This window comes from Salibacterium sp. K-3 (genome assembly GCF_054052005.1).
This window is the reverse complement of the sequence record NZ_JBSVZE010000001.1, coordinates 1,422,136-1,442,811: the sequence shown is the minus strand read 5'-3', so window position 1 is coordinate 1,442,811 and position 20,676 is coordinate 1,422,136. Positions and strand designations below refer to the sequence as shown.

Genomic DNA, 20,676 nt, shown 5'->3' with positions numbered 1-20,676 from the left:
TCCTTTGTTATTCCTGTACTAATTCCTGTGCTGTCCGGTCATCAATGACGAGCACGTTGAGATAACCGCCTTTCAGCGCTGCTTCTATACTTTCCAATTTATACAGGCTTTCCACAATACCGATGACCTTCGGAATCTGTTTCAGATCGGATAATCCCAGACCGATAACCCGGTGGTTAAGCGGGTGATCGACTTCCTTGCCGACGGCATCAAAAAACTTGGAGCTGATGTCTCCAACGACGCCGGCTTTTCTAAGGGAATGAAGGTCTTCTGAATGAAGGTACCCAATTTCTTCCATTGTCGAATTTTTAAATGGATCTCCCATACCGACGACGGCAACATCAACATCTTTCCCCTGTTCCAGAACATAGGCTACATCTCTTGACTGAATCAGACGATCTTTTAAATCTTCGGATTCCACAATGGCAGGGGCATATAAATAAGAACACGTCGCATTCATTTTCTTGGCCAGATTAAATGCAAGCGAATTGGAATGAATGTTGACGTGGGAACGTCCCATTCCACCGACGAGCGGTACGATCTGAACATTGTCCCTGCGTTCATATGGATACTCTTCCACCAATGCAGCCAGTGTGGTTCCCCAGGATAAACCGAGTTTTTTATTATCATCCAGCTGCCGTGACAGGTAGGAAGCACCAATTTTCCCCAGAAATCGTTTCGTCATTTCCGGTGTGAATCCGCTGGTTGACAGGACAATCGCTTCGTCGAGCCCGAACTGTTTTTCCAGCTTTTGCTCAAGATCGACGGTGTGAGCATTTTCATCTTTAATATACACTTCTACAATACCGTCTTCCTTTGCCTTATGAAGCAGTTTGGATATCACCGGGCGCGAAACGTTCATTTTTTTGGCAATCTGGGCCTGTGTCCAGCCGTCGAAGTAATACAGGTTGGCTACTTTAACGATCTGGCGGCGTTCTTCCCAACTGAGCATAGCAATCTCCTTTACTGACAATAATAACGTCCTTCGATGATATCACCGGCGGCGGCCGGGAGCATTAATGATGGATACCTTTACCGATCCAGGACCGGGCCGCTTCATAGAGATTTTCCAGTAATGTCGGGTGAGGGTGCACCATGGAAGCCAGTTCCTCGACTGTGCCTTCCAGATGGATATAGGCGGCAGGCTCTCCAATCATTTCGGTAACGTGCGGCCCGGCGAGAACGGCTCCGAGAATTTCCCCGTGTTTTTTTTCGACAATGATCTTGGTAAATCCTTCAGACGCTCCCATTGCCATTGCCCGTCCGTTCCCCTGCACGGGAATGACTTCCGTTTTATAATCATACCCCCGCTGCCGTGCTTCTTCTTCTGTCATCCCGACCGCGGCAATTTCCGGAAACGTATAGACGCACCTTGGGATGAGGGACGTATGGACGGAGGGTTTGAGGCCGAAAGCATGTTCTACTGCGCTGATGCCTTCCGCACTTGCAGCATGGGCCAGTTTCCATCCGCCGGCTGCGAGATCTCCAATGGTATACAGTCCCGGGACATTCGTTTCCATATTTTCATTTACCTGAACGAAACCATCTTCATACTGCACGGATGTTTCTTCCAGCAAGGCGTTGTTAGGTTTGCGGCCGGCTGTAACGAGCACATCGTGTATCTCTATTTCCTTTCTGGTATCGTCACTCCGGGTATACACAGCAGTAAGTGCTCCCTCTTTTCCGGTTTGGATACCATCGAGGGCTGCGTTTGTTTCCACGGTAACCCCCTGTTTTTCCAGGGAGCTCCGAAGCATGGCAGCTGCATCTTTATCTTCCCCTGTAAGAATATCCTCCTGCATTTCCACAATCGTAACGTCCACATGCAGCCCGGCAAACAGGCAGGCATATTCCACTCCTACAATTCCACCGCCGACAATGAGCACGGACGATGGCAGTTCTTTTTTCTCAAAGATGGTGTCACTCGTGAAATGAGCCGTTTCACGCAGTCCGCTTACAGGTGGCACAAACGGACTTGTTCCGGCAGCAGCAATAACGGCGGGCGCCTGCAGATACTCATTTTGCCCCTCTTTTTCAACCGTGACTTCCTTTTCGTTATTCACACTGCCCCTCCCGAAAAAAACATCAATTTTTCCTTTTTTCATCAAGGCTTTGATGCCGGCCTCCAGCTGGGAAACGACCTGCTCTTTTCGTTCCAGCATGGCTGCATAGGAAAAAGACACGTTTCCCGTCTCTATCCCCCAGGCTGCTGAATTTTCCACCTGATGAAGAACTTCTGCATGCTGCAGCATTGTTTTAGAGGGAATACAACCACGGTGCAGACAAGTTCCACCGATTTTACGGTCTTCCACCACCGCGGTTTTCTTTCCTTCGTTGGCAGCCCGGAGAGCTGCTGTATAACCTCCGGGACCGCTTCCGATAATGATGATATCATACTTATGCATCAGGGTTCCTCCTTACATCAACAATTCATAGGGAGCTTCCAGCATCTGTTTCAATTCAGTCAAAAACGCAGCAGCCGGAGCTCCATCTACAATCCGGTGGTCAAAAGAAAGACTGAATGTTGTCATTGGACGGAGTTCCACATTTCCATTACGGCCGACCGGTGTTTCTTTCATCTGTCCGACACCGAGAATGGCAGCTTCCGGCTGGTTGATGATCGGAGTGAATCCATCAACGGCATACATACCCAGATTGCTGATCGTAAAGGTGCCCCCCTGCATCTGATCCGGCTTCAGCTGCTGATCTCTGGCATCACGGGCCAGCTGTTTGCTTTCCTTGACGAGATCCGCCAGCCCTTTCTCTCCGGCCTGGGAAACCACCGGAACGACAAGACCTTGATCCGTTGCTACCGCAAGTCCGAGATTAATGTCACGGTGAAGCAGAATTTCCTCGTGATCGGGTGACAAGGAAGCGTTGATGGAAGGATGGCGCTTCAGTGCCGCAGCCACAGCTTTCATAATGATTTCCGTATAGGACAGCTTGGAACCGGTCTGTTCTACGACTTTATCCTGAAGCTGGCTCCGCAGCCGGATGGCTTCGGTCATATCGACATCGGAATATATCGTGACATGTGGTACGGTAGATGCGCTCTCTGTCATACGGTCGGCTACTATTTTCCGGATGCCTTTCACCGGAATCCGGTCCGGTTCGCCTGAAACAGTCTCGTCATGTGCTGCGGATAGATCTTTAGTATAAATTTTGTTTCCGGGGCCGGAACCTTCTACGGTATTTAAATCAACATTCTGGTCCTCGGCCCATTTACGGGCAAGGGGTGTTGCTTTCGGCGGCTTCGGAGCGCTCCGCACGAAATCATACACATCCTGCTGCTGGATGCGCTGTTTCGGACCGCTGCCTGTTACATCGGAGAGGGTCACTCCTTCCTCTCTTGCCACGCGCCGAGCCGCAGGTGTCGCGCGTATCTGTCCCTGTTCGATTTGTGCAGCCGAAGAAGTGTCAGAGTGATCTGCGGTTGGTTCGTTTTGGTCAGGTTCCGATGCAACATTGGATTCGGAGTCCTCTGTATTCCCCGGAGGAGTCTCCGGCACTTCTTCCTCTTTTTCGCCGATATAGCCGACAACAGTGTTCACCGGTACGACGTCATCCACGTTATAATATTTTTTCAGCAGAAAGCCTTCTTCGTAAGCTTCGACCTCAATATTGATTTTATCACTCATGACTTCGAAGACCGGTTCGCCCATTTCCACCGGATCTCCTTCGCTTTTCATCCATTGCAGGATGGTACCGGTTTCCATCGTACTGCTCAGTTTCGGCATGAAAATTTCTTTTGCCACAGGGATTCACCTCCTTATGCGCGCTGCAGGGTTTCTCTGCATGCCTGGATCAAGTCTTCGGTCTGAGGCGTCATCGCTTTTTCGAGCTCCGGATTATAAGGGACCGGTACCGGGGATGCTCCGAGACGCTTCACCGGTGCGTCGAGAAAATCAAACGCCTCACTTTCTGTAATCATGCTTGCTATTTCTCCACCATAGCCGCCGCGCTTTACTGCTTCATGAACGACAACGACACGGTTTGTTTTCATCACCGAGTGCACGATGGTTTCTTCATCCAGTGGAACAATCGAGCGGGGATCAATGACTTCTACACTGATGCCTTCTTCAGAAAGTTTCTCCGCCGCTTCCAGAGCCCGGTGAACCATCACGGTTGTTGCTACAATGGTGACATCCGTACCTTCTTGTTTGATGTCGGCCTGACCGAGCGGAATACTGTATGGATCTTCCGGGACATCGTCACTGCTCGTTTTATACAGCAGCTTGTGTTCGTAAAAGATGATCGGGTTCGGATCATCGATCGCAGCTTTTAGGAGCCCCTTAGCATCATAGGCAGTGGAAGGCTGCACCACTTTCAGACCGGGAATGTGAGCGACCCATGCTTCCAGGCTCTGTGAATGCTGGGCGGCTGCGCCTGTGCCGGAGCCGGCAGGTGTCCGAAGTACCATCGGCACATTTCCTTTTCCTCCGTACATATAACGTAACTTTGCCGCCTGGTTGGCCAGCTGGTCCATGGCAATCGTAATAAAATCGGAAAACTGCAGTTCTACAATCGGCTGCATGCCGGTCAGTGCCGAACCAATTGCAGATCCAGTAATGCCGGCTTCAGAGATGGGGGTGTTGCGGACGCGTTCGGGGCCGAACTCCTCAATCATCCCGCGGGTAACGCCAAAAGCGCCTCCATACACACCGATGTCTTCTCCCATCAGAAATACATTTTCATTTTCTCTCATTTCCTGTGACATACATTCCCGTAATGCTTCTACATACGTTAATTCTCTCATTGGTTTCCCCTCCTGTTCCTGTCCGGTTTTCAGGCGTATACATCTTCGAGCAGGGTATCAAGTCCCGGCTCCGGACTTTCTTCTGCGTATTTGACTGCCTCTTCTACATCCTGTTTTGCTTCTTTGCGTATATTCTCCGCTTCTTCTTCTGTCAACAGTTCTTCACTAACCAAAAGATCCCGGAACCGCTTAATGCCGTCTTTATCTTTCCAGGCCTGTTCTTCTTCCCGGGTCCGGTACTTGCGGGCGTCTGATTTCGAGTGCCCTTTCCAGCGGTACGTTTTTGCTTCAATCAGCACAGGGCCTCCGCCCTCTCTGGCATGCTCTACCGCTTTATGGGTTTCATTTATGATTTCGATAAGATCGTTACCGTCCACCACAACTCCCGGAATGCCGTAGGAAGAAGCACGTTCGGCAATATCCTCAATGTTTACCATTTCCTTCACAGAACCGGACATGCCGTATTGGTTGTTTTCACAGATAAATACAACCGGCAGATCCCAGATGGAGGCCAGGTTAAGCGATTCATGAAAACTTCCCTCATTGGCGGCACCGTCGCCGAAATAACTGAGAATGACATCATCCTGGTTTTTCAGTTTGGATGTCAGTGCTGCACCGGTTGCGAGCGGAATACCGCCTCCAACAATACCATTGGCACCAAGGTTGCCTTTTTCGACATCAGCAATGTGCATCGAACCGCCTTTCCCTTTACAGTAGCCGGTGGAGCGGCCGAAAAGTTCTGCCATCATCAGATTGATGTCCGCTCCTTTGGCAATGCAGTGGCCGTGGCCTCGGTGGGTACTTGTGATTTTGTCTTCCTCCCGAAGCACCGAACACGGTCCGGTTGCTGTCGGTTCCTGGCCGACACAAAGATGCGTTGTCCCGTGAATCATACCTTTGGCAAAAAATTCGTCCACTTTTTCATCGAAATAGCGGATTGTCCACATTTCCTTCAACAGACCAATCAATTCATCGTTTGATTTTTCCGGAAGAAGTTCCACAGATTTCAGCATAGTGCACCTCCGTTACATTTGTTCATTAATATAACTTTTGTAATTATATTAATAACTTAAACCTGTTTTGTCAATCAATTATTATATTTGTTCCGATTAATAACATATGTCAAAACAAAGATAAAAAATAAGGAAGGTCTTCCCTGCTTAAAAAGGGAAGACGTTCCGTTTAGTACAGGCCGAAGCTTGCGAAATAGGCTATAATGACGGCGATCGGGCCGGTAATCAAACGGGAGAATAGAACCGCCGGTATACCTACTTCGACTGTTTCCGGTTCTGCTTCTCCAAGCGTCAGGCCGACCGGAATAAAGTCCATCCCGACCTGCGGGTTAATCGCGAAAAGGGCGGGAAGCGCCATCTGCGGCGGGATATTGCCGTTGCCGATTTCCACACCGATCAGCACACCAACGACCTGTGCGATAACGGCCCCTGGAGCAAGAATCGGTGAAATCAACGGAATAGCTCCTAAAAGCGAAAGAATCAGCATTCCGACCAGTGTACTGGCCAGCGGGGAAACATAGTTCGCGATAAGGTCGCCGATACCCGTATAATTAATGATACCGATAAGCATACTGACAAAAGCCATAAACGGCAGAATATTTTTAATAACAGTGTCGATTGTTTCCCGGCCGGACTGGAAAAAGATACTGACAACATTTCCTATTTTGTTGCCGAGGGTATCAATAAACTGCCCGATTTTACTTTTCCCTTTTGTATTGTATCCCTCTTCCGCAACTTTTTCTTTCGCGGCATCTTTTGTCACTTTCTGTGTTTCTTCATTGGCGGATTCACTGTCTCCCAACTCTTCATTCGCCTGCTCGACGTTTTCTTCCACGGTTCCGCCTTCCGTGTCTTCAATGTTATCCGTACCGACGCCTGATACAAAGTTTGTCTCTTTGATGAATTTCATCAAGGGACCGGACGGGGAATTGCTGAATACGTTAACGGTAAGCACGCCCATACGCGGATATACACCGCTTCTTGCTGTTCCGCCGCAGTTGATGACGGCGCAGACCATTTCTTCCTTTTCCACCGACTGTTCAAAGCCGTCCACAGCAATTGCTCCCGTCCGGTCCGCGATTTCCCGCGCAACAGGATGGATTCCGCCGCCGGTGACGGAAACAACATATTTCTTTTCATCGTCCGGCTGAATAACGAGCGGACCGCCCCAGCCGGAAGCACCTTTGTGTACTTTTACTGCATGATATTCACTCATTGATTGAACCTCCTCCGTTTTCTTACTAACTACGGTGCCTTCGTTTATTCAGCAGCTGTTTCGGATTTCTTGTTTTTAATCATATAGTTCGTGATCATTTCAGTGACAACACCACGGAGAAGCATAACTGCGATACCGACAAGCAGGAATCTCAGAGCGAGAGGTCCCTGGGACAGGCCGATATCTGAAATGCCGGCGGCTACCCCTGTATAGACGAACAGCTCCGCTGCGTTGGCGTGGGGAAAAAGTCCTGTAATCGGGTGTACAAACGAAACGGTAGAATCGTAAAAGGCCGGTTTCTGACGTTCCGGAAGAAAACGACCGAACGTGTAGCACATCGGGTTAGTTAAAAAGAACACGGCCATAAACGGAAAAATCGTATAACGCAGGATGAAGTATTTTGTACATTTCTGGGCAAAACGGTTCACCCGTTCTTCACCGACAAATTTGATAAGCGCATTTACAGCTGTAATCAGTACAATTAATAATGGGATAATATCTGTCACCAGGCCGGTGAATGTTTCTCCGCCTGCTTCAAACATGCCGATGAAGCCTTCAGCGAGCGTAATTAAGAAATCCATGCTTCATTCCCCTCTCTTTTCTTTTTCATTTCTTTTTCAATCATGGCGGCAGCATTTGCCAACGCACTGCTTTCTTTTACGGTCAGTGTATCAAGTGCCCTCGTTTCTTCCAGTGTCAGACCGATTACGTTTTTCACAGTTCGGAATCTTGCAAAAACCGTTAACCCTTTCATTACCTTGGCTTCTTTGATTTTAGTGTCGTCATCACAGACAACCAGCATCACAGCACCATTTCCAAATCTTTTTTTGAAGTAGCCTGTGCCAAGATAGCCGTCGTGTTTCCTGCTCATCTCCTTAATCTTGCCCTGGTAATGTTTCACCTGCAGATGGGTCAATACGAACTGTAAAGCCCAGATCGCAGCAAAGATAACAAAAAAGGTGCCCCACATCGTTTTTCTCCCTCCTTTTTACAAATGTATAATATCAAAACTTTTGTAAAAGTATAATAAAACGCTTTCACTCTTTTGTCAACCTTTTACCCTGAAACTATTAAAATCCGTTTTCCGTCAAGGCTCTTGCCATATGGTCATCGGTAACAAGCACATCAATGCATCCGCTTTTCAATGCTGCATGCAGACTTTTCACTTTCTCTACACCATCCGTAACGGCAAGGACTTCCGGTATACGATACAGGTCGTCCAGCGTTAACGCCATCGTCCGATTGTTCACTGAATGAGCGATTTCCATTCCGTCCTTGTCGTAAAACTGAGAATTCATATCCCCTATTGCTCCGGCATCCTTCAATGATTGAATATCTTCTGCTCTGAAATAACCCATTTCCGCCATGGTGGCTTTTTCCGAAGGAATCCCGACTCCCACTACGGCAAGATCCACCCCCTTGCCTTCTTCAATGACTTCAGCAATATCCTTCGACTCCATAAGGCTCTGTTTCAGGTCTTCCGTTTCCACCATGGCAGGAGCATGAAGGTAGGATGAAGTTGTATTAAGTTTCTGGGCGAGATGAAACGTCAAATGGTTGGAGTGAAGATGAACATCATTGCTTCCCATCCCCCCTATGAGTGGAACAAGATGGACATGTTTTCTCGTCTGGGCCGGAAACTCGTCAATGAAAGAATGCATGGACTTCCCCCATGAAACACCTATACTGTGAAGCGAATCCATTTTTTTCGACACATAGGATGCTGCTGCCTGTCCGACACGGCGTTTAATCAATTCGGATCCATGGCTCCCGGATGCTGCCACCACAGCGTCTTTCAGGTTGTATTTCTTCTCTATTTCATTTTCCAGCTTTACGGTATGCAGGGTTTCATCGTTAATATAAATTTCAACGATTCCCGCCTCTTTCGCTTTCTGAAGCATCTTTGAAATAATCGGACGGGACAGTTCCACCTTTTTGGAGATTTCTGTCTGTGTCCAGTTTTCCAGATAATACAGTTTTGCTATTTTCACCATCTGCCGACGTTCCTTCCATTCCACCGGCAACGCCTCCCTTTAACATTTGTAAATGAGCGGATCATTTATATCATAGCAGGAGAATGCAATGTATTGAAACCACTTACACATTTTATTTGTTGTTCCTGTTTCAAATGTAAGCCCTTTATTGACGAATATCGAATGGTGCGCTATGCTGTAAGTACTTTATTTACAATTGATGATATATAGAACTTTTGTAAAAGGAGAGGAATCTCGTTGGCCCATACATTTTCCACCCTTCATCGTGACGCGCTCCGCCGGGAATTGACGGAGCAACCATTCGATATGATCGTGATCGGCGGCGGCATTACAGGCAGCGGCATTGCCCTGGATGCTGCCGCGCGGGGATTAAAGACAGCATTGATCGAAAGAAAAGATTTCGCTTCCGGTACAAGCAGCCGGTCCGGAAAATTAATTCACGGCGGTCTGAAATATCTGAAAAACTATGAATTTTCGATTGTCCGGGAAGTAGGCCGGGAACGGGATATTGTCTACCGCAATGCACGACACCTCGTATATCCGATTCAAATGCTTTTCCCGCTAATAAAAGGGGAAGCGTTTAATCCTTTCACGCTAAAAATCGGACTTACCGTTTACGATAGTCTCGCCGGTGTAAAAAAAGAAGAACGTCATGAACTGCATTCCAGAAAGAATACGCTCCAGAAAGAACCACTCTTTAACGATAAAACGGTCACAGGAAGCGGGGAATACGTGGAATACCGCACGGATGACAGCCGTTTGACGATGGAAACAGCGAAAACGGCGGCTGAGACAGGGGCCTGTGTGCTCAACTATGCGGAATTGGAAGGTTTTACATTCAGTGGGAATGAACAGATCAACGGGGTAACTGTCCGGGATCATGTAACCGGGGAGGATTTTGCTGTGGCAGGACGTATGGTTGTAAACGCCGGTGGACCGTGGGTGGATGAAGTACGGAAAAAAGACCAGCCGGTTACCGGCAAGCATATGGTTCATGCTAAAGGCATCCACCTCGTCTTTCCTCAGGAAATCCTGCCGGTAAACTCATCGATTTATTTTCAGCACCACGGCCGTATGATCGCCGTTATCCCAAGAGGTGACACAACGTATGTCGGGTCGACCGAATCCCTCTATTATGATGACATGGACGACATTCACGTCTATGAATCCGAATGCGACTACTTAATCGGCTGTCTTCATGATATGTTTCCATCTCTGCCGCTCACCCGGGATGATATTATTTCCAGCTGGGCGGGGGTGCGACCGCTGCTCGGCTATGATGACAGCGAACCATCGGAACTGTCCAGGCATGACGAAATTTTTGAATCCGATACCGGTCTGATCACGATTGCCGGCGGCAAATTAACCGGCTACCGTAAAATGGCCGAAAGGGTACTTGCTTATGCAGCGGAAAAAGAAAACCTGAAGCTGTCAGCTTCCCGTACGGATCACATCCCGTTAAGCGGCGGTCATTTTGATTCGGAAGAACAAATGACGGAATATCTCCACAGGATGAGCCGCAGCTATGATCATCTCCACCTTTCGGAGGAAGAGCTTGAGGAGTACCTTTTCCGTTACGGCTCCAACACCGAAGACCTGCTTCAGCAGATCGAAACCATGAATGACACTTATGCCGACCGGTCCATACGCAACACCGCCGCCGAGGCCCGGTACACCGTAACCCGGGAAATGACGGCCACTCTTGAAGACTTTTATGACCGGCGGACAAGCTATCTTTTGTTCCAGCCGGAAAAAGTAAAAAAAACACTGGATGCGGTCAGCACCGAGATAGGGAACCTGTTGAAATGGGATCCGTCCCGTCTTGAAACCGAAAAAGAAAGAATGCATTATCTCCTGCAGAAAACGGTTACCTTTCTGCCTTAATTTTTTTATATCACCCTTCTGAAAGGAGCGAGGCGCATGTATGCAGTAGCTTTAACCGGACAGCAGCAGCTTGAGTACAAAGAGATGACATTACACTCCTGCCAGCCTGAAGAAATCATGATCAAAATATATGCCGTCGGTATCTGCGGTTCGGACCTGCGGGTTTTCAAACAGGGAGATGCCAGAGTCGGTTTTCCACGGGTCATCGGTCATGAAATCGCAGGAGAAATCGTGGAAACCGGGAGTTTCGTAACTGGTTTTGAGATAGGAGACCGTGTCACGCTCGGCGCCCATATTCCATGCGGCACATGTGTATACTGCCAGAAAAACATGGGGCATCAATGCGTGAAAAAACACTCTATCGGCTACCACGTGGACGGTGGTTTTGCTGAATATATCGTGCTTCCCCGCGAGTTTGTCCGGTATGGATCCATTCAGAGAATTGCAGACACGACAAGTTATGAAAAAGCCTGTCTGTCAGAACCGTTTTCCTGTGTATTAAGCGGAATTCGGGAGCTCGGAGCTTCAGCCGGTGATACCGTCGTCGTTTACGGAGCGGGAGCCATCGGCTGCATGTATATCGCGGCGCTTAAACAGATGGGAGCATCACGAGTGATTGCCGTCCAGCGCTCCGCCCCGAGAAGGCAGAAAGCAGCAGAAGCAGGTGCCGATCTGGTGCTAAACCCGTCCTCCGATGACACCACCGCCATCATTAACGAACAGACCGGCGGGATTGGCGTTGACCGCGCCATTGTCACAGCGCCGGCCGCCTCCCTTCAGAATGAAGCACTGGATATCGTAAGAAAAACCGGAAGCATTCTTCTGTTTGCCGGTATGAAATATTCCGAGCCTCCTGCTTTTGACACCGATAAAATCATTTACAAACAACTGCGTGTCACAGGAACCCACGGCGCCCCCCGGGACCTTCATATGGAAGCGGTAAAATGGATCGATGAAGGCCTGATTGATTTCGATTTTTTTGTCACCCATACGTTTCCATTGTATGAAACCGATCTGGCTTTTCGTACAGCCGACGGCAGAGAAGGACTGAAATGTGTCGTCCGGCCCCAGGAATCATAGTAAAAACCCCGGCTCCGCCTTAATCAGGCGGAAAGCCGGGGTTTTTTATTATTTATTAATCCGGAACTCCGAGTGCGATTTTTGCGTAACGGGACATCTTATCTTTGCTCCAAGGTGGAGTCCACACAATATTCACATCGATTTCATTAATTTCTCCGAACTCCTGCAGTTCACTGAGAGAGTATTTAATGTCACTGACGATCGTTTCGGCTAGGGGACAACCCATTGCCGTCAATGTCATGGTGATTTTTGCATTGTTTTCTTCATCAACGTCCACTCCGTACACCAGGCCAAGATTTACAATATCAATCCCAAGCTCCGGGTCCGTTACGTTTTCCAGTTCAGCCAGCACCCGTTCTTCCAGTTCCGTCATCTCTTCTGCCATCCGGATCACCTCCTTTTCTGCTTATCCCTACTGTAACAAACATCCTCTTTTAAAAAAATAAATACGTTTTTGGAGTGCGTGCCCCTATCCGCAGAGCTTGTTTCTATAGTATACTGAATATTGCTGAAACGTCGTGCATTTTACTTGATACATGACAGTGATGCCTATACAATCCGGTATGTCATACCATTTCCACGAAAACAATGGAGGTAGAATGATGCTCTGGACAGCCATGCTGCTTGGAATCTTAAGTCTTTCCCTGCTTATCTTTTTTTATCAACGATGGATGCCCGTTCTTGGTGTGAAATGCGCTCCAGTCCCGGAACACCCGCTGCCGGAAGGAACCGTCATTCTTGATGTCCGCGACTATCAAGAAGCCGACCGGTTTCCGGTCAAAGATGCGCATCCCCTTCCCTATCCTTATCTAAAGCGCCATATTCAGACCATTGACGCAGACCGGGTGTTTGTCGTTGCACCAGACAAAGTATCCCGTAATTTGAGCATCCGTCTCCTTCATAAAAACGGCCGGATCGTTACTGGTTTTGCAGTCGTGACCGGCAGTCATACAGACTCCCCCGCCGTTCATATTGACTGCAGCTAAGAAAGCGGCTGGGCGCTGAAGCTGGATCTTGAAAACGCCAAAACGGTTACACTTTTCGCCTTTTGAAAAAACCGCCTCCCGGGGGGCGGTTTTTTACGTCAGTAATCGCCATCATTTGAAAATTTTTATTCTAATCTCTGTTTTCCCGTCGTATCTATTGTATAGTACGCCGAAACCGCGGCGATTTTTTGAGAAAACGGAGGGCCGTCATGAATATCCTCACCGAGCGCCGTTCCATTCACCTGAAAGACTACACGGTCATTGAACCTTACAGTCAGCGGATTAAAGTGTATAAACTGCCTCCTGTCCCGGAGTGGGAAACGTTTCTGGAATCGCTGCAGGTTCTTGCACGAGATCAATCCTGCGATAAATTGATCTTTTATGTCAGAAACAGAGACCGCCATCGATTCGCGAAGGCTCCATTTGTCTGTGAGGGAACCATTAACGGCTTCTTCCATGGCAACGATGCTGCCGTTTATTCGTGGTTTCTCCGCCCGCAGCGGGCCCGGCCGGTGGACCAGACCAGGGAAGACCTCGTGCTGCAGAATGTCTCCCATGTTTCTGAGAAAAAAGGAGGGACTGTGTTTCCGAAAGGATACACGATGCGTCATCCCGTCGAGTCCGATGCCGAAGAAATGGCCCGTCTCTATCGCTGCGTATTTCAGACATATCCCACCCCGATGCATGATCCCCAATTCATCCGCAATGTGATGAAAGAAGAAGTCTATTTTACCGTGATGGAATATGAAGGAACCATTGTCAGTGCCTGCTCCGCTGATGTGCTTGTTCCTTTTCAGAGTGCGGAGATGAGCGACTGCGCCACTCATCCGGAGCACCGTAATCAGGGACTGTTAAGCACCCAGTTTGCCTATTTGATGCAATTAATGCAGCGCCGGGGACTGTGGACCCTTTTTTCCTACTCCCGTTCGCTATCTTTTGGAATGAATATGGTCAACGTCTACCATGGTTTTCAGTACGGCGGAAAAATGATACGAAACAGCAACATTGCCGGCCGATTGGAATCGATGAATATCTGGTACCGGCAGCTGCGTTTTTCGTGATCTTTTATCTCCACTGAAAATTTCGGCCCCAGCTCTCTTTGGCCAGCTGCTCAATCTGTTGTACGACATCTTCTTCAACTGCAAACGAGTCTCCCTGTTCATACGGGTTGTAATGGAAGGCATAAAGCCGGGAAACAAATTCATGAAAAGGAAGGGAGGACTCTCCTTCTTTTTCACCATGTCCCCGCACACTCGGCTCGATACCCTGACCCCAGTTCTGGGAGCTGTCATTATTGGGATTATAGAAATAGACACGGTACGTATCATCCGGATCATCGGCAATCCGCTGAATCGTAATGGCATGAAACCCGAGAAAATTCCCGTATACAGTTGTTACACAAATGCCGACCGGGTTTGGATAGATCATTTCGTACCCTTCATTATAATCGCGGTGATGTGTGGCATAGAACAAACGCACAAATCCTCTATAATCGACGACATTCTGGGTATTGTGCTGAAACACTTTGCTGAAGCCTTTTGCCACCCAGTCGCCGTAAAAGGCAGGATTCACCCATTTATGCGGGTCATCCCCCCGGAACTGTACACGTTTTACCATATCCGCATATATTCGGTCCAGGTGGGGAACGAGCACAAGCGAAACCGGATCCAGTTCTTTATGAAGTTCCGGAGCCAACCCGCCTGGAAGGTTTTTCGAATGAATGGTCTGTCCTTCAAATGCCATATCAATATCCCCGTCACGGGCGGCTCTGGGGATTAATTCAAGCAGGTATCCCGGATCATGAATGGCCCAGAGACTGAGAGCCCGGGCACTCTGGCAGGTAGGGTTCAGACCCTGGCCGATACCGAGCGGCTGCCCAAGTACACTGATGACACCAGCTGTCAGCACATCATTAGCAGTCAGTCCCTCCTGTTCACTGTCTGAAGCCTCCATTAAAGTTTTTCTTACATCCTGCCTGATATCCAGCTCGATCAGCCGCCGCAGCCCCGGCAGAACCGGAGGCTGGGATAATACACCTCGTTCCAGCATGCGCGCGAGGCCGTATAGAGACTGCCGGGTCGGCAGATGAATGGAAACTTTGATCAACTCCTGTACGGTTTCAAAATGTTCCTCCAGATTGGATCGGCCTTTGCTGCTTAATCCAAGTGCCTTTTGAAGCGTTTCAATGTCAGCGTTCCGGTTCAACTGACGCACGAGCGCCACATGATACGGCGACACGAGTCCTGTTTCTCTCATGGAACTCCCGAAAGCTTCAGCTTCCCTGCTTTTTTTCTCTTCATCCAGGTCCTGCAGGCTGCGGCGGTATTCACTGACACTGCCGTATTCTTCCGACCGTTTCGTCACCGTCGAAATAGCTTCGTGAAACCGTTCAATTTCTTTTCTATCCTGCTCATCCACATCTTCATGAAGCAGCTGTTCCGCTTTTCTTATCATTAAACGGACCCGGTCTGTCATAATCGGACGCTGCACCATCAACCGCTTAATTTCATCAATGAGCGTGCTCGATATCGACTTCAGCGACAGTTCCTCGACCATCAGGGAAAACAGGCGCTGCGCCCGCTCAGTTTCTTTTCCCTGCTGTTCCTGTTCCGCCGGATCCTCCGTTTCTTCCGGAAAAATAAAGTCGAGATTGTTAGCCATCACTTCATTGAGATATTTTTTAGCGTCGGAGGCACTGACCTCCGGATGGGTATGTTTCCCCTGTGCCAGCGATATCATCCGCAATTCGCTGAGAAGCGAGACGATGGACTCGAGTCCGTCCGCCCGGAGGGATCCGTTAACAAGAGCAGGCTGCAGCTTGGAAGGATCTTCCCACGGTCCCCCTTCAAATACGCCTGCTTCATTAAATCTCGGCGCATACTCATATAACCTGCGCATGCCTTCCTTCGTCTCCGCCATCTTTTGGGCTGTCTGAAAAAAATGATTCTGGTACATGTCTTTTGCATAAGGCGCCGCCTGATTCAACGTTTCAAACGCCTGTTTGAGTGTCTCTTCTTCACCACCGGTATTCATCTGTACCGCCATGGATAATCTCCTTTCTATTTTCAGGATTACATGTAAAAATCATAATCTACATACTCGAGCAGCGGGGCTTTTACATGATCATGATGGTCATGATGAAAAAACACGACACCCTGTGGATTCCCGAATCCTTCCACTTCAGGAACTTTCCGCTGAACAGGAGTGAACATCGTGTGCCGGTCAAATCCGGGGTGTTCTTCCAATTCTTCCGGTACATGAAGCTTCTTGATATTTTTCACTCTTGGATATACCATCAGGCTCCCGGCATGGCCTTTTGATTTCCGTTCTTTCGGGAAAAAGGATTTTAGTTCTTCTTCGTTTGTATTCGGATCAGAACAGAGAATATGCGCCTGAAATGGATTGAACCCATACGTCTTTTTGATCAAATCGAAGATATTACCGCCAGGAATTCGGGCGGCCACTTCAATAAAGCTGATTTTTCCTTCTTCATCTATAAAAAATTCCGGATGAATCAGTCCGTACTGTATATCAAACGCCTTGATCAACGCCTGGACAGCCCCCCTGATTTTTTTACGCTGCTTCTCGATTTCCGGAGACGGGGGGACCATCATCGAATATCCAAATACAATATACTCGGTAATATTGAGAAATTGAATGCTGCCATTATGAATAAATACTTCACAAGAGACTTCCACTCCGTCGAGGTGGCTTTCCACAAGGTTCGGAAATGCATCGTCTTCGAGACGGTCGATGTCTTCTTCCGAGCGGATGATCCGGTGTCCAACGTTTCCTGCTTTATCGAACGCCTTTACGTGAACTGGATCCTTTTCTTCCTCCCCGTGCCGCAGCATCGCATCATTCACCCGCCGGAAAAATTGTTTTACGTCATTTCTATCGGCAGCTTCTTCAAACACACCGACCTTCAGACCGCCTAAAAGGGCCCTCCGCTTCATTTTTCCTTTATGACGGAACAGCAGGGAATGATGGAAAATCTTTGGATCTTCCTTTATTCTTCCGTTAATGGCTGCCGCCCATTCTACGGTATCCTCAAATAACGGTACGGCCAGACCTGTGTTTTCATCTTTGAGCAGCTGATATAGTTCTTCACTCTGCTCCCATACGTCTTCCATGGAATAATGTTTTTTATAATGATCAAAATCCCATGCAATAAAAGGAAGATCGTATTTTACAGCATACTGCTCACAGTGCGGCGGCCCGACGATAATAAATGCACGGCCGAGCTCGTCTGCGGCTTCAATGGTAGGAAGACTCCACCCGATCAGCGCTGTTTTGTAATTGTTGTCCTGCTGTGTGCTTGTCATGTTCACGCATCCCCTTCTTTATCGCTTTTAGCTGTCTGCATAATGCTATTTTTGCCGGGAATGCAGAAGTTTATGAGCTGAAAAACAGCAGAGAAATAAAAAAGATCCCGGACCGAAAGTACGTCCGGGATGACCTTTTTTTACTGTTTATAACCGTTTAATGTACTGACGCCGGTGACAGTGACGACATTTTCCACAGCAGCCGGATCCAGTCCTTCCACAGCGACCATTCCGTCCATCGTGCCGCTTTCGGTTTCAAAAATCAAATGCTCTTTACGGCTGTCCCTTAAAGCTTCCATAAAAAAGCGCTGGTTCTTCACCCCGTAGATCACGGCTTCCCACTGCTCCGGGTCATTATTTTTCACCGTTAATTCTCCGGTATCAAATGGAATCCGTTCATCTTTTCCTAAAAATATTTTATCAATTTTCATCGTGAGCCTCCTTTGTAATGTCCGTACTTGTTTTTCGTTCCCTGCTGTTATGATTTTAAACGTAAAATCTGCTGTTTTACAGGCCTGCGGGTAGAAAGGATGCATGGCTTATCGGAAAAACGGGAATCCCTTTGTTGAAAAGGAGGGATTCGATGGATTCCAACGTTTATGTCTTTGACGTATACGGTACACTGTTTGATGTCCAATCCATTACCACGGATTGTGAAAAAGCCGCACCTGAAAAAGGTGAAACGTTAAGCCGCCTATGGCGGGAAAAACAGATTCAATACACCTTTCTGCGGCAGGCGATGGGAAAATACCGGCCTTTTTCGGAAGTAACCCGGGATGCACTCCGCTATGCCGCAGCCTCCACCGGCTTATCCTTATCCCGCGGAATGGAACTGGAGCTGCTGCAGGCCTATCGTTCGCTTGATCTGTTTCCTGAAAGTGCCCGCATCCTCCGGACTCTGAAAGAACGTGGGGAGACCGTCGTTGTTTTCAGCAATGGGTCTAGAGACATGCTGGAGCCGCTGCTCCTCTCCGGGGATATCCGTTCCTGCATCGATCATGTGCTGAGCGTGGAGGACGTCAAACAATACAAGCCATCACCCGCTGCTTACCACCTTATTCTTGATTATATCCATACCCGCCGATCCGATATCACCTTTTTATCGAGCAACGGCTGGGATATCAGCGGCGCAAAAGCATTCGGCTTTACGACAGCGTGGGTAAACCGGAGCGGTGCACCAATAGAAGAGCTTCAGCTGGACCCGGATTACGAATGGAGCTCTCTTGTACCGCTGGAAAACTGATGTCCAAACAGATTATTTTTTGAACGGGCTCCGAATCGTTTATACTTTTCGTGAAAGGAGGTCATAACATGGCAGAAACCATTACTGCAGAAGAATACAGAAACCTCGCCGATAACATGAGCCGTCCGGCGGTTCTTGAATTTGGTGCCGACTGGTGACCAGGATGCCGACAATTGAGGCCGGTGGTCTCAAGCGTATCCGAGCAGTTGGAGGATGTTGATTTTTACTATGTTGATGTCGATCAATCCTCCGATTTAGCCGCACAGTTCGGGATCCAGAGCATCCCAACCATGGTCCTGCTCAAAAACGGCGAAGAAAGAGACCGCTCTGTCGGATTCGTTCCGGAAGAGCGTGTGAAAGAATTCGCCCTCTCCTGACAAAACAAGGAGGCGCCCGTCCGGGGCGCCTCTTTTTTTATTCGCTGTAGTTGGAAATCATCTCCGATTGATAAAGGAACATTTGTTCTCATATACTTAATACATATATATTTATCATGGAGCGATGCCCATGGAACGTATTGTTTTTCTCATCGACATGCAGTCGTTTTACGCCAGTCTGGAGAAAGTCTTCCACCCGGAGCTGACAGATCATCCGGTCGTTGTCGCAGGCGACCCAAAGATTCGCAGCGGTGTCATTCTGGCGGCCTGTCCGGAAGCCAAAAAATGGGGAGTTAAGACAGCGGAAGCACTGTGGGAAGCAGAAAGTAAATGCCCGCATCTCACGGTCATACGACCGCGTATGCAGACCTATCTGCATGCTTCGGTCGAAATCGCCGCCGTGTTCGAATCCATCAGCGATCAGGTGGAACCGTACAGTGTAGATGAAATTTTCGTGGAAATGACCCATGTGCTCCAACCGGATGAAAAGCCGGAGGAAACCGCCCGGCTCCTGAAACGCCAGGTGAAGCGGATGCTCGGTGTGAATGCCCGGATCGGCATCGGCCCGACCAAGGTTCTTGCCAAGATGGCCTGTGACCATTTTGCCAAAAAAGCACCGGAAGAAATGTTCACCCTATCCCACTCCAACATGCAGGAGCAGCTTTGGCCCCGTCCTATCGGCGATCTTTTTGGGGTGGGCCGGAAAATGGAGCAGCACCTGCGCAACATGGGAATCCGGACGATCGGTCAGCTGGCGGACTTCCCGCTGGACCAGCTCAAAAAACGCTGGGGCATTAACGGCGAGCTGCTCCAGCAAACGGCTTACGGACGGGACTCTTCACCGGTCACCGTCGATACCCACGTCCACCGCAAAGGAATCGGCCACCATATGACCCTGCCGCGCGATTATTACAGCTGGGAGGACATTCATGTCGTACTGCTCGAATTGAGTGAAGAAGTGGCACGCCGGGTGCGGGCCAACGGCTGTATGGGTTGTGTCGTTTCCGCCGGTGCCGGCGGCCATGATTTTGATTTCCCTGCCGGATTTCACCGGCAGCAGAAATTGATGGACTACACGAATGACGGAGCTGTGATTTACAAAACAGTCTGCCGCTTATTCCAGGAACATTGGGACGGGTATCCCATCCGCAGTGCCGGCATCACCCTGGATCAGCTGGTTCCCGATACGTTCCAGCAGCTGTCCCTGTTTCAGCCGCTTCAGGATAAAGAAAGCCTGAACGATACCATGGATCAGCTGAAAGAGCGTTTCGGCAGTGCTGCCGTCCTCCAAGCTTCTTCCCTTACAAAAGCCGGACAGGCATTGCTTCGGGCCCGGAAAATCGGCGGGCATTATAAATAACGAGCAGCCGCATATTCCCTTCCCTTCTGCAGAACCTAAGCCTGATGAAAGGAGGAAAGAATGTGAATCATGTTATCGCATTGGGAATCAAAGCCATGCTTACATTCCTGATCCTATTAATAGTCCTGCTGACAGCCGGGGAATACCCGTTCTGGAATATAGCCGGGCTGGCATTAATTGTGACAGGAGCTGCATATGTCGTCGGGGATTTATTCATATTAAAAGCGACAAATAATGCCGTTTCCACCTTAGCTGACGTCGGATTAGGTGCATTGGTTATCTGGGCCGCAGGACCGTTTATTCTGAATGGGCCTGTGTCCTTTTTTACAGCGCTGTCCGCCGGAGTTCTCATCGGAGCAGGAGAATGGTTCTTTCATAAATATGTCATCAACACCGTCATTTCCAAAAATCCAAAAGTATATTCCTAAAGGGAGGATTCATT

At 48.8% G+C, this 20,676-nt stretch carries 20 protein-coding genes and 1 pseudogene; 8 read left to right on the top strand and 13 right to left on the bottom strand.

The window, feature by feature from the left end:
• Nucleotides 1–7 precede the first annotated feature (7 nt).
• The 9 genes from ACW9JV_RS07180 to ACW9JV_RS07140 form a co-directional block, all read right to left on the bottom strand.
• Complete coding sequence (locus ACW9JV_RS07180) at nucleotides 8–952, bottom strand: sugar-binding transcriptional regulator (protein WP_457332770.1); 945 nt, start codon at nucleotides 950–952, stop codon at nucleotides 8–10.
• Between the two features lie 64 nt (nucleotides 953–1,016).
• Complete coding sequence (gene lpdA / locus ACW9JV_RS07175; protein ID WP_457332768.1) at nucleotides 1,017–2,405, bottom strand: dihydrolipoyl dehydrogenase; 1,389 nt, start codon at nucleotides 2,403–2,405, stop codon at nucleotides 1,017–1,019.
• 12 nt (nucleotides 2,406–2,417) lie between these two features.
• Entirely contained in the window at nucleotides 2,418–3,755 is a 1,338-nt protein-coding gene (locus ACW9JV_RS07170; RefSeq protein WP_457332766.1) for a dihydrolipoamide acetyltransferase family protein, read from the bottom strand.
• 14 nt (nucleotides 3,756–3,769) lie between these two features.
• Nucleotides 3,770–4,756, bottom strand: coding sequence for an alpha-ketoacid dehydrogenase subunit beta (locus ACW9JV_RS07165; protein WP_457332763.1), 987 nt, complete (start codon nucleotides 4,754–4,756; stop codon nucleotides 3,770–3,772).
• A 29-nt stretch (nucleotides 4,757–4,785) separates the two neighbouring features.
• Nucleotides 4,786–5,769: a thiamine pyrophosphate-dependent dehydrogenase E1 component subunit alpha gene (locus ACW9JV_RS07160; RefSeq protein ID WP_457332761.1), complete on the bottom strand. Its 984-nt coding sequence runs from the start codon at nucleotides 5,767–5,769 to the stop codon at nucleotides 4,786–4,788.
• Between the two features lie 169 nt (nucleotides 5,770–5,938).
• The gene (gene srlE / locus ACW9JV_RS07155; protein ID WP_457332759.1) at nucleotides 5,939–6,985 is read right to left on the bottom strand and encodes a PTS glucitol/sorbitol transporter subunit IIB; all 1,047 of its coding nucleotides are present in this window, start codon (nucleotides 6,983–6,985) and stop codon (nucleotides 5,939–5,941) included.
• 44 nt (nucleotides 6,986–7,029) lie between these two features.
• A complete protein-coding gene (gene srlA / locus ACW9JV_RS07150) occupies nucleotides 7,030–7,566 on the bottom strand; it encodes a PTS glucitol/sorbitol transporter subunit IIC (protein WP_457332756.1) in 537 nt (178 codons plus the stop codon).
• Nucleotides 7,554–7,955 carry a transcriptional regulator GutM gene (locus tag ACW9JV_RS07145; protein ID WP_457332754.1) on the bottom strand — a complete coding sequence of 134 codons (402 nt, stop codon included), beginning with the start codon at nucleotides 7,953–7,955 and terminating at the stop codon, nucleotides 7,554–7,556. Before ACW9JV_RS07145 ends, srlA begins: the two co-directional genes overlap by 13 nt.
• Nucleotides 7,956–8,055: 100 nt before the next feature.
• Nucleotides 8,056–9,003 carry a sugar-binding transcriptional regulator gene (locus ACW9JV_RS07140; RefSeq protein WP_457332752.1) on the bottom strand — a complete coding sequence of 316 codons (948 nt, stop codon included), beginning with the start codon at nucleotides 9,001–9,003 and terminating at the stop codon, nucleotides 8,056–8,058.
• A gap of 213 nt (nucleotides 9,004–9,216) precedes the next feature.
• Between ACW9JV_RS07140 and ACW9JV_RS07135 the strand changes: the two genes are divergently transcribed.
• Together ACW9JV_RS07135 and ACW9JV_RS07130 are read left to right on the top strand one after the other, a co-directional pair.
• On the top strand, nucleotides 9,217–10,863 hold the full coding sequence (locus ACW9JV_RS07135) for a glycerol-3-phosphate dehydrogenase/oxidase (RefSeq protein ID WP_457332750.1): 1,647 nt from the start codon (nucleotides 9,217–9,219) through the stop codon (nucleotides 10,861–10,863).
• A 36-nt stretch (nucleotides 10,864–10,899) separates the two neighbouring features.
• On the top strand, nucleotides 10,900–11,943 hold the full coding sequence (locus tag ACW9JV_RS07130) for a zinc-dependent alcohol dehydrogenase (protein WP_457332748.1): 1,044 nt from the start codon (nucleotides 10,900–10,902) through the stop codon (nucleotides 11,941–11,943).
• A gap of 55 nt (nucleotides 11,944–11,998) precedes the next feature.
• Here ACW9JV_RS07130 and ACW9JV_RS07125 read toward each other — a convergent pair whose 3' ends face one another.
• Nucleotides 11,999–12,328 carry a metal-sulfur cluster assembly factor gene (locus tag ACW9JV_RS07125; RefSeq protein WP_457332746.1) on the bottom strand — a complete coding sequence of 110 codons (330 nt, stop codon included), beginning with the start codon at nucleotides 12,326–12,328 and terminating at the stop codon, nucleotides 11,999–12,001.
• 217 nt (nucleotides 12,329–12,545) lie between these two features.
• Between ACW9JV_RS07125 and ACW9JV_RS07120 the strand changes: the two genes are divergently transcribed.
• Nucleotides 12,546–12,929 (top strand): rhodanese-like domain-containing protein, encoded by a 384-nt coding sequence (locus ACW9JV_RS07120; RefSeq protein ID WP_457332744.1) that lies wholly within the window; start codon nucleotides 12,546–12,548, stop codon nucleotides 12,927–12,929.
• A 209-nt stretch (nucleotides 12,930–13,138) separates the two neighbouring features.
• Nucleotides 13,139–13,990 (top strand): putative beta-lysine N-acetyltransferase, encoded by an 852-nt coding sequence (ablB, locus tag ACW9JV_RS07115; protein ID WP_457332742.1) that lies wholly within the window; start codon nucleotides 13,139–13,141, stop codon nucleotides 13,988–13,990.
• A gap of 4 nt (nucleotides 13,991–13,994) precedes the next feature.
• Here the strand turns inward: ablB and ACW9JV_RS07110 are convergent, their stop codons facing one another.
• The 3 genes from ACW9JV_RS07110 to ACW9JV_RS07100 all read right to left on the bottom strand — a co-directional run bounded on the left by ACW9JV_RS07110 (nucleotide 13,995) and on the right by ACW9JV_RS07100 (nucleotide 17,685).
• Nucleotides 13,995–15,974, bottom strand: coding sequence for a hypothetical protein (locus tag ACW9JV_RS07110; protein ID WP_457332740.1), 1,980 nt, complete (start codon nucleotides 15,972–15,974; stop codon nucleotides 13,995–13,997).
• A gap of 26 nt (nucleotides 15,975–16,000) precedes the next feature.
• Nucleotides 16,001–17,254, bottom strand: a complete 1,254-nt coding sequence (locus ACW9JV_RS07105) for an ATP-grasp domain-containing protein (RefSeq protein ID WP_457332738.1) — start codon at nucleotides 17,252–17,254, stop codon at nucleotides 16,001–16,003.
• A gap of 140 nt (nucleotides 17,255–17,394) precedes the next feature.
• Nucleotides 17,395–17,685, bottom strand: a complete 291-nt coding sequence (locus ACW9JV_RS07100) for a hypothetical protein (protein WP_457332736.1) — start codon at nucleotides 17,683–17,685, stop codon at nucleotides 17,395–17,397.
• A gap of 152 nt (nucleotides 17,686–17,837) precedes the next feature.
• On the opposite strand from ACW9JV_RS07100, the gene ACW9JV_RS07095 reads away from it, so the two are divergent.
• The 4 genes and pseudogenes from ACW9JV_RS07095 to ACW9JV_RS07080 all read left to right on the top strand — a co-directional run bounded on the left by ACW9JV_RS07095 (nucleotide 17,838) and on the right by ACW9JV_RS07080 (nucleotide 20,662).
• The gene (locus tag ACW9JV_RS07095) at nucleotides 17,838–18,497 is read left to right on the top strand and encodes a haloacid dehalogenase type II (RefSeq protein ID WP_457332734.1); all 660 of its coding nucleotides are present in this window, start codon (nucleotides 17,838–17,840) and stop codon (nucleotides 18,495–18,497) included.
• Between the two features lie 170 nt (nucleotides 18,498–18,667).
• Nucleotides 18,668–18,874: pseudogene (locus ACW9JV_RS07090) on the top strand (thioredoxin family protein); the annotation flags it as partial.
• 130 nt (nucleotides 18,875–19,004) lie between these two features.
• Nucleotides 19,005–20,234 carry a DNA polymerase IV gene (locus ACW9JV_RS07085; RefSeq protein WP_457332732.1) on the top strand — a complete coding sequence of 410 codons (1,230 nt, stop codon included), beginning with the start codon at nucleotides 19,005–19,007 and terminating at the stop codon, nucleotides 20,232–20,234.
• A gap of 62 nt (nucleotides 20,235–20,296) precedes the next feature.
• The gene (locus ACW9JV_RS07080; protein ID WP_457332730.1) at nucleotides 20,297–20,662 is read left to right on the top strand and encodes a DUF2512 family protein; all 366 of its coding nucleotides are present in this window, start codon (nucleotides 20,297–20,299) and stop codon (nucleotides 20,660–20,662) included.
• The last annotated feature ends 14 nt before the right edge of the window (nucleotides 20,663–20,676 follow it).

Excerpts from the sequence above, each read along its gene's own strand:
- ACW9JV_RS07105 (WP_457332738.1), bottom strand. The coding sequence starts at position 17,254 with ATGACAAGCACACAGCAGGACAACAATTACAAAACAGCGCTGATCGGG.
- ACW9JV_RS07160 (WP_457332761.1), bottom strand. The coding sequence starts at position 5,769 with ATGCTGAAATCTGTGGAACTTCTTCCGGAAAAATCAAACGATGAATTG.
- ablB (WP_457332742.1), top strand. The coding sequence starts at position 13,139 with ATGAATATCCTCACCGAGCGCCGTTCCATTCACCTGAAAGACTACACG.
- ACW9JV_RS07180 (WP_457332770.1), bottom strand. The coding sequence starts at position 952 with ATGCTCAGTTGGGAAGAACGCCGCCAGATCGTTAAAGTAGCCAACCTG.
- ACW9JV_RS07120 (WP_457332744.1), top strand. The coding sequence starts at position 12,546 with ATGCTCTGGACAGCCATGCTGCTTGGAATCTTAAGTCTTTCCCTGCTT.
- ACW9JV_RS07130 (WP_457332748.1), top strand. The coding sequence starts at position 10,900 with ATGTATGCAGTAGCTTTAACCGGACAGCAGCAGCTTGAGTACAAAGAG.
- ACW9JV_RS07145 (WP_457332754.1), bottom strand. The coding sequence starts at position 7,955 with ATGTGGGGCACCTTTTTTGTTATCTTTGCTGCGATCTGGGCTTTACAG.
- srlE (WP_457332759.1), bottom strand. The coding sequence starts at position 6,985 with ATGAGTGAATATCATGCAGTAAAAGTACACAAAGGTGCTTCCGGCTGG.
- ACW9JV_RS07100 (WP_457332736.1), bottom strand. The coding sequence starts at position 17,685 with ATGAAAATTGATAAAATATTTTTAGGAAAAGATGAACGGATTCCATTT.
- ACW9JV_RS07110 (WP_457332740.1), bottom strand. The coding sequence starts at position 15,974 with ATGGCGGTACAGATGAATACCGGTGGTGAAGAAGAGACACTCAAACAG.
- lpdA (WP_457332768.1), bottom strand. The coding sequence starts at position 2,405 with ATGCATAAGTATGATATCATCATTATCGGAAGCGGTCCCGGAGGTTAT.
- ACW9JV_RS07095 (WP_457332734.1), top strand. The coding sequence starts at position 17,838 with ATGGATTCCAACGTTTATGTCTTTGACGTATACGGTACACTGTTTGAT.
- srlA (WP_457332756.1), bottom strand. The coding sequence starts at position 7,566 with ATGGATTTCTTAATTACGCTCGCTGAAGGCTTCATCGGCATGTTTGAA.
- ACW9JV_RS07125 (WP_457332746.1), bottom strand. The coding sequence starts at position 12,328 with ATGGCAGAAGAGATGACGGAACTGGAAGAACGGGTGCTGGCTGAACTG.
- ACW9JV_RS07085 (WP_457332732.1), top strand. The coding sequence starts at position 19,005 with ATGGAACGTATTGTTTTTCTCATCGACATGCAGTCGTTTTACGCCAGT.
- ACW9JV_RS07165 (WP_457332763.1), bottom strand. The coding sequence starts at position 4,756 with ATGAGAGAATTAACGTATGTAGAAGCATTACGGGAATGTATGTCACAG.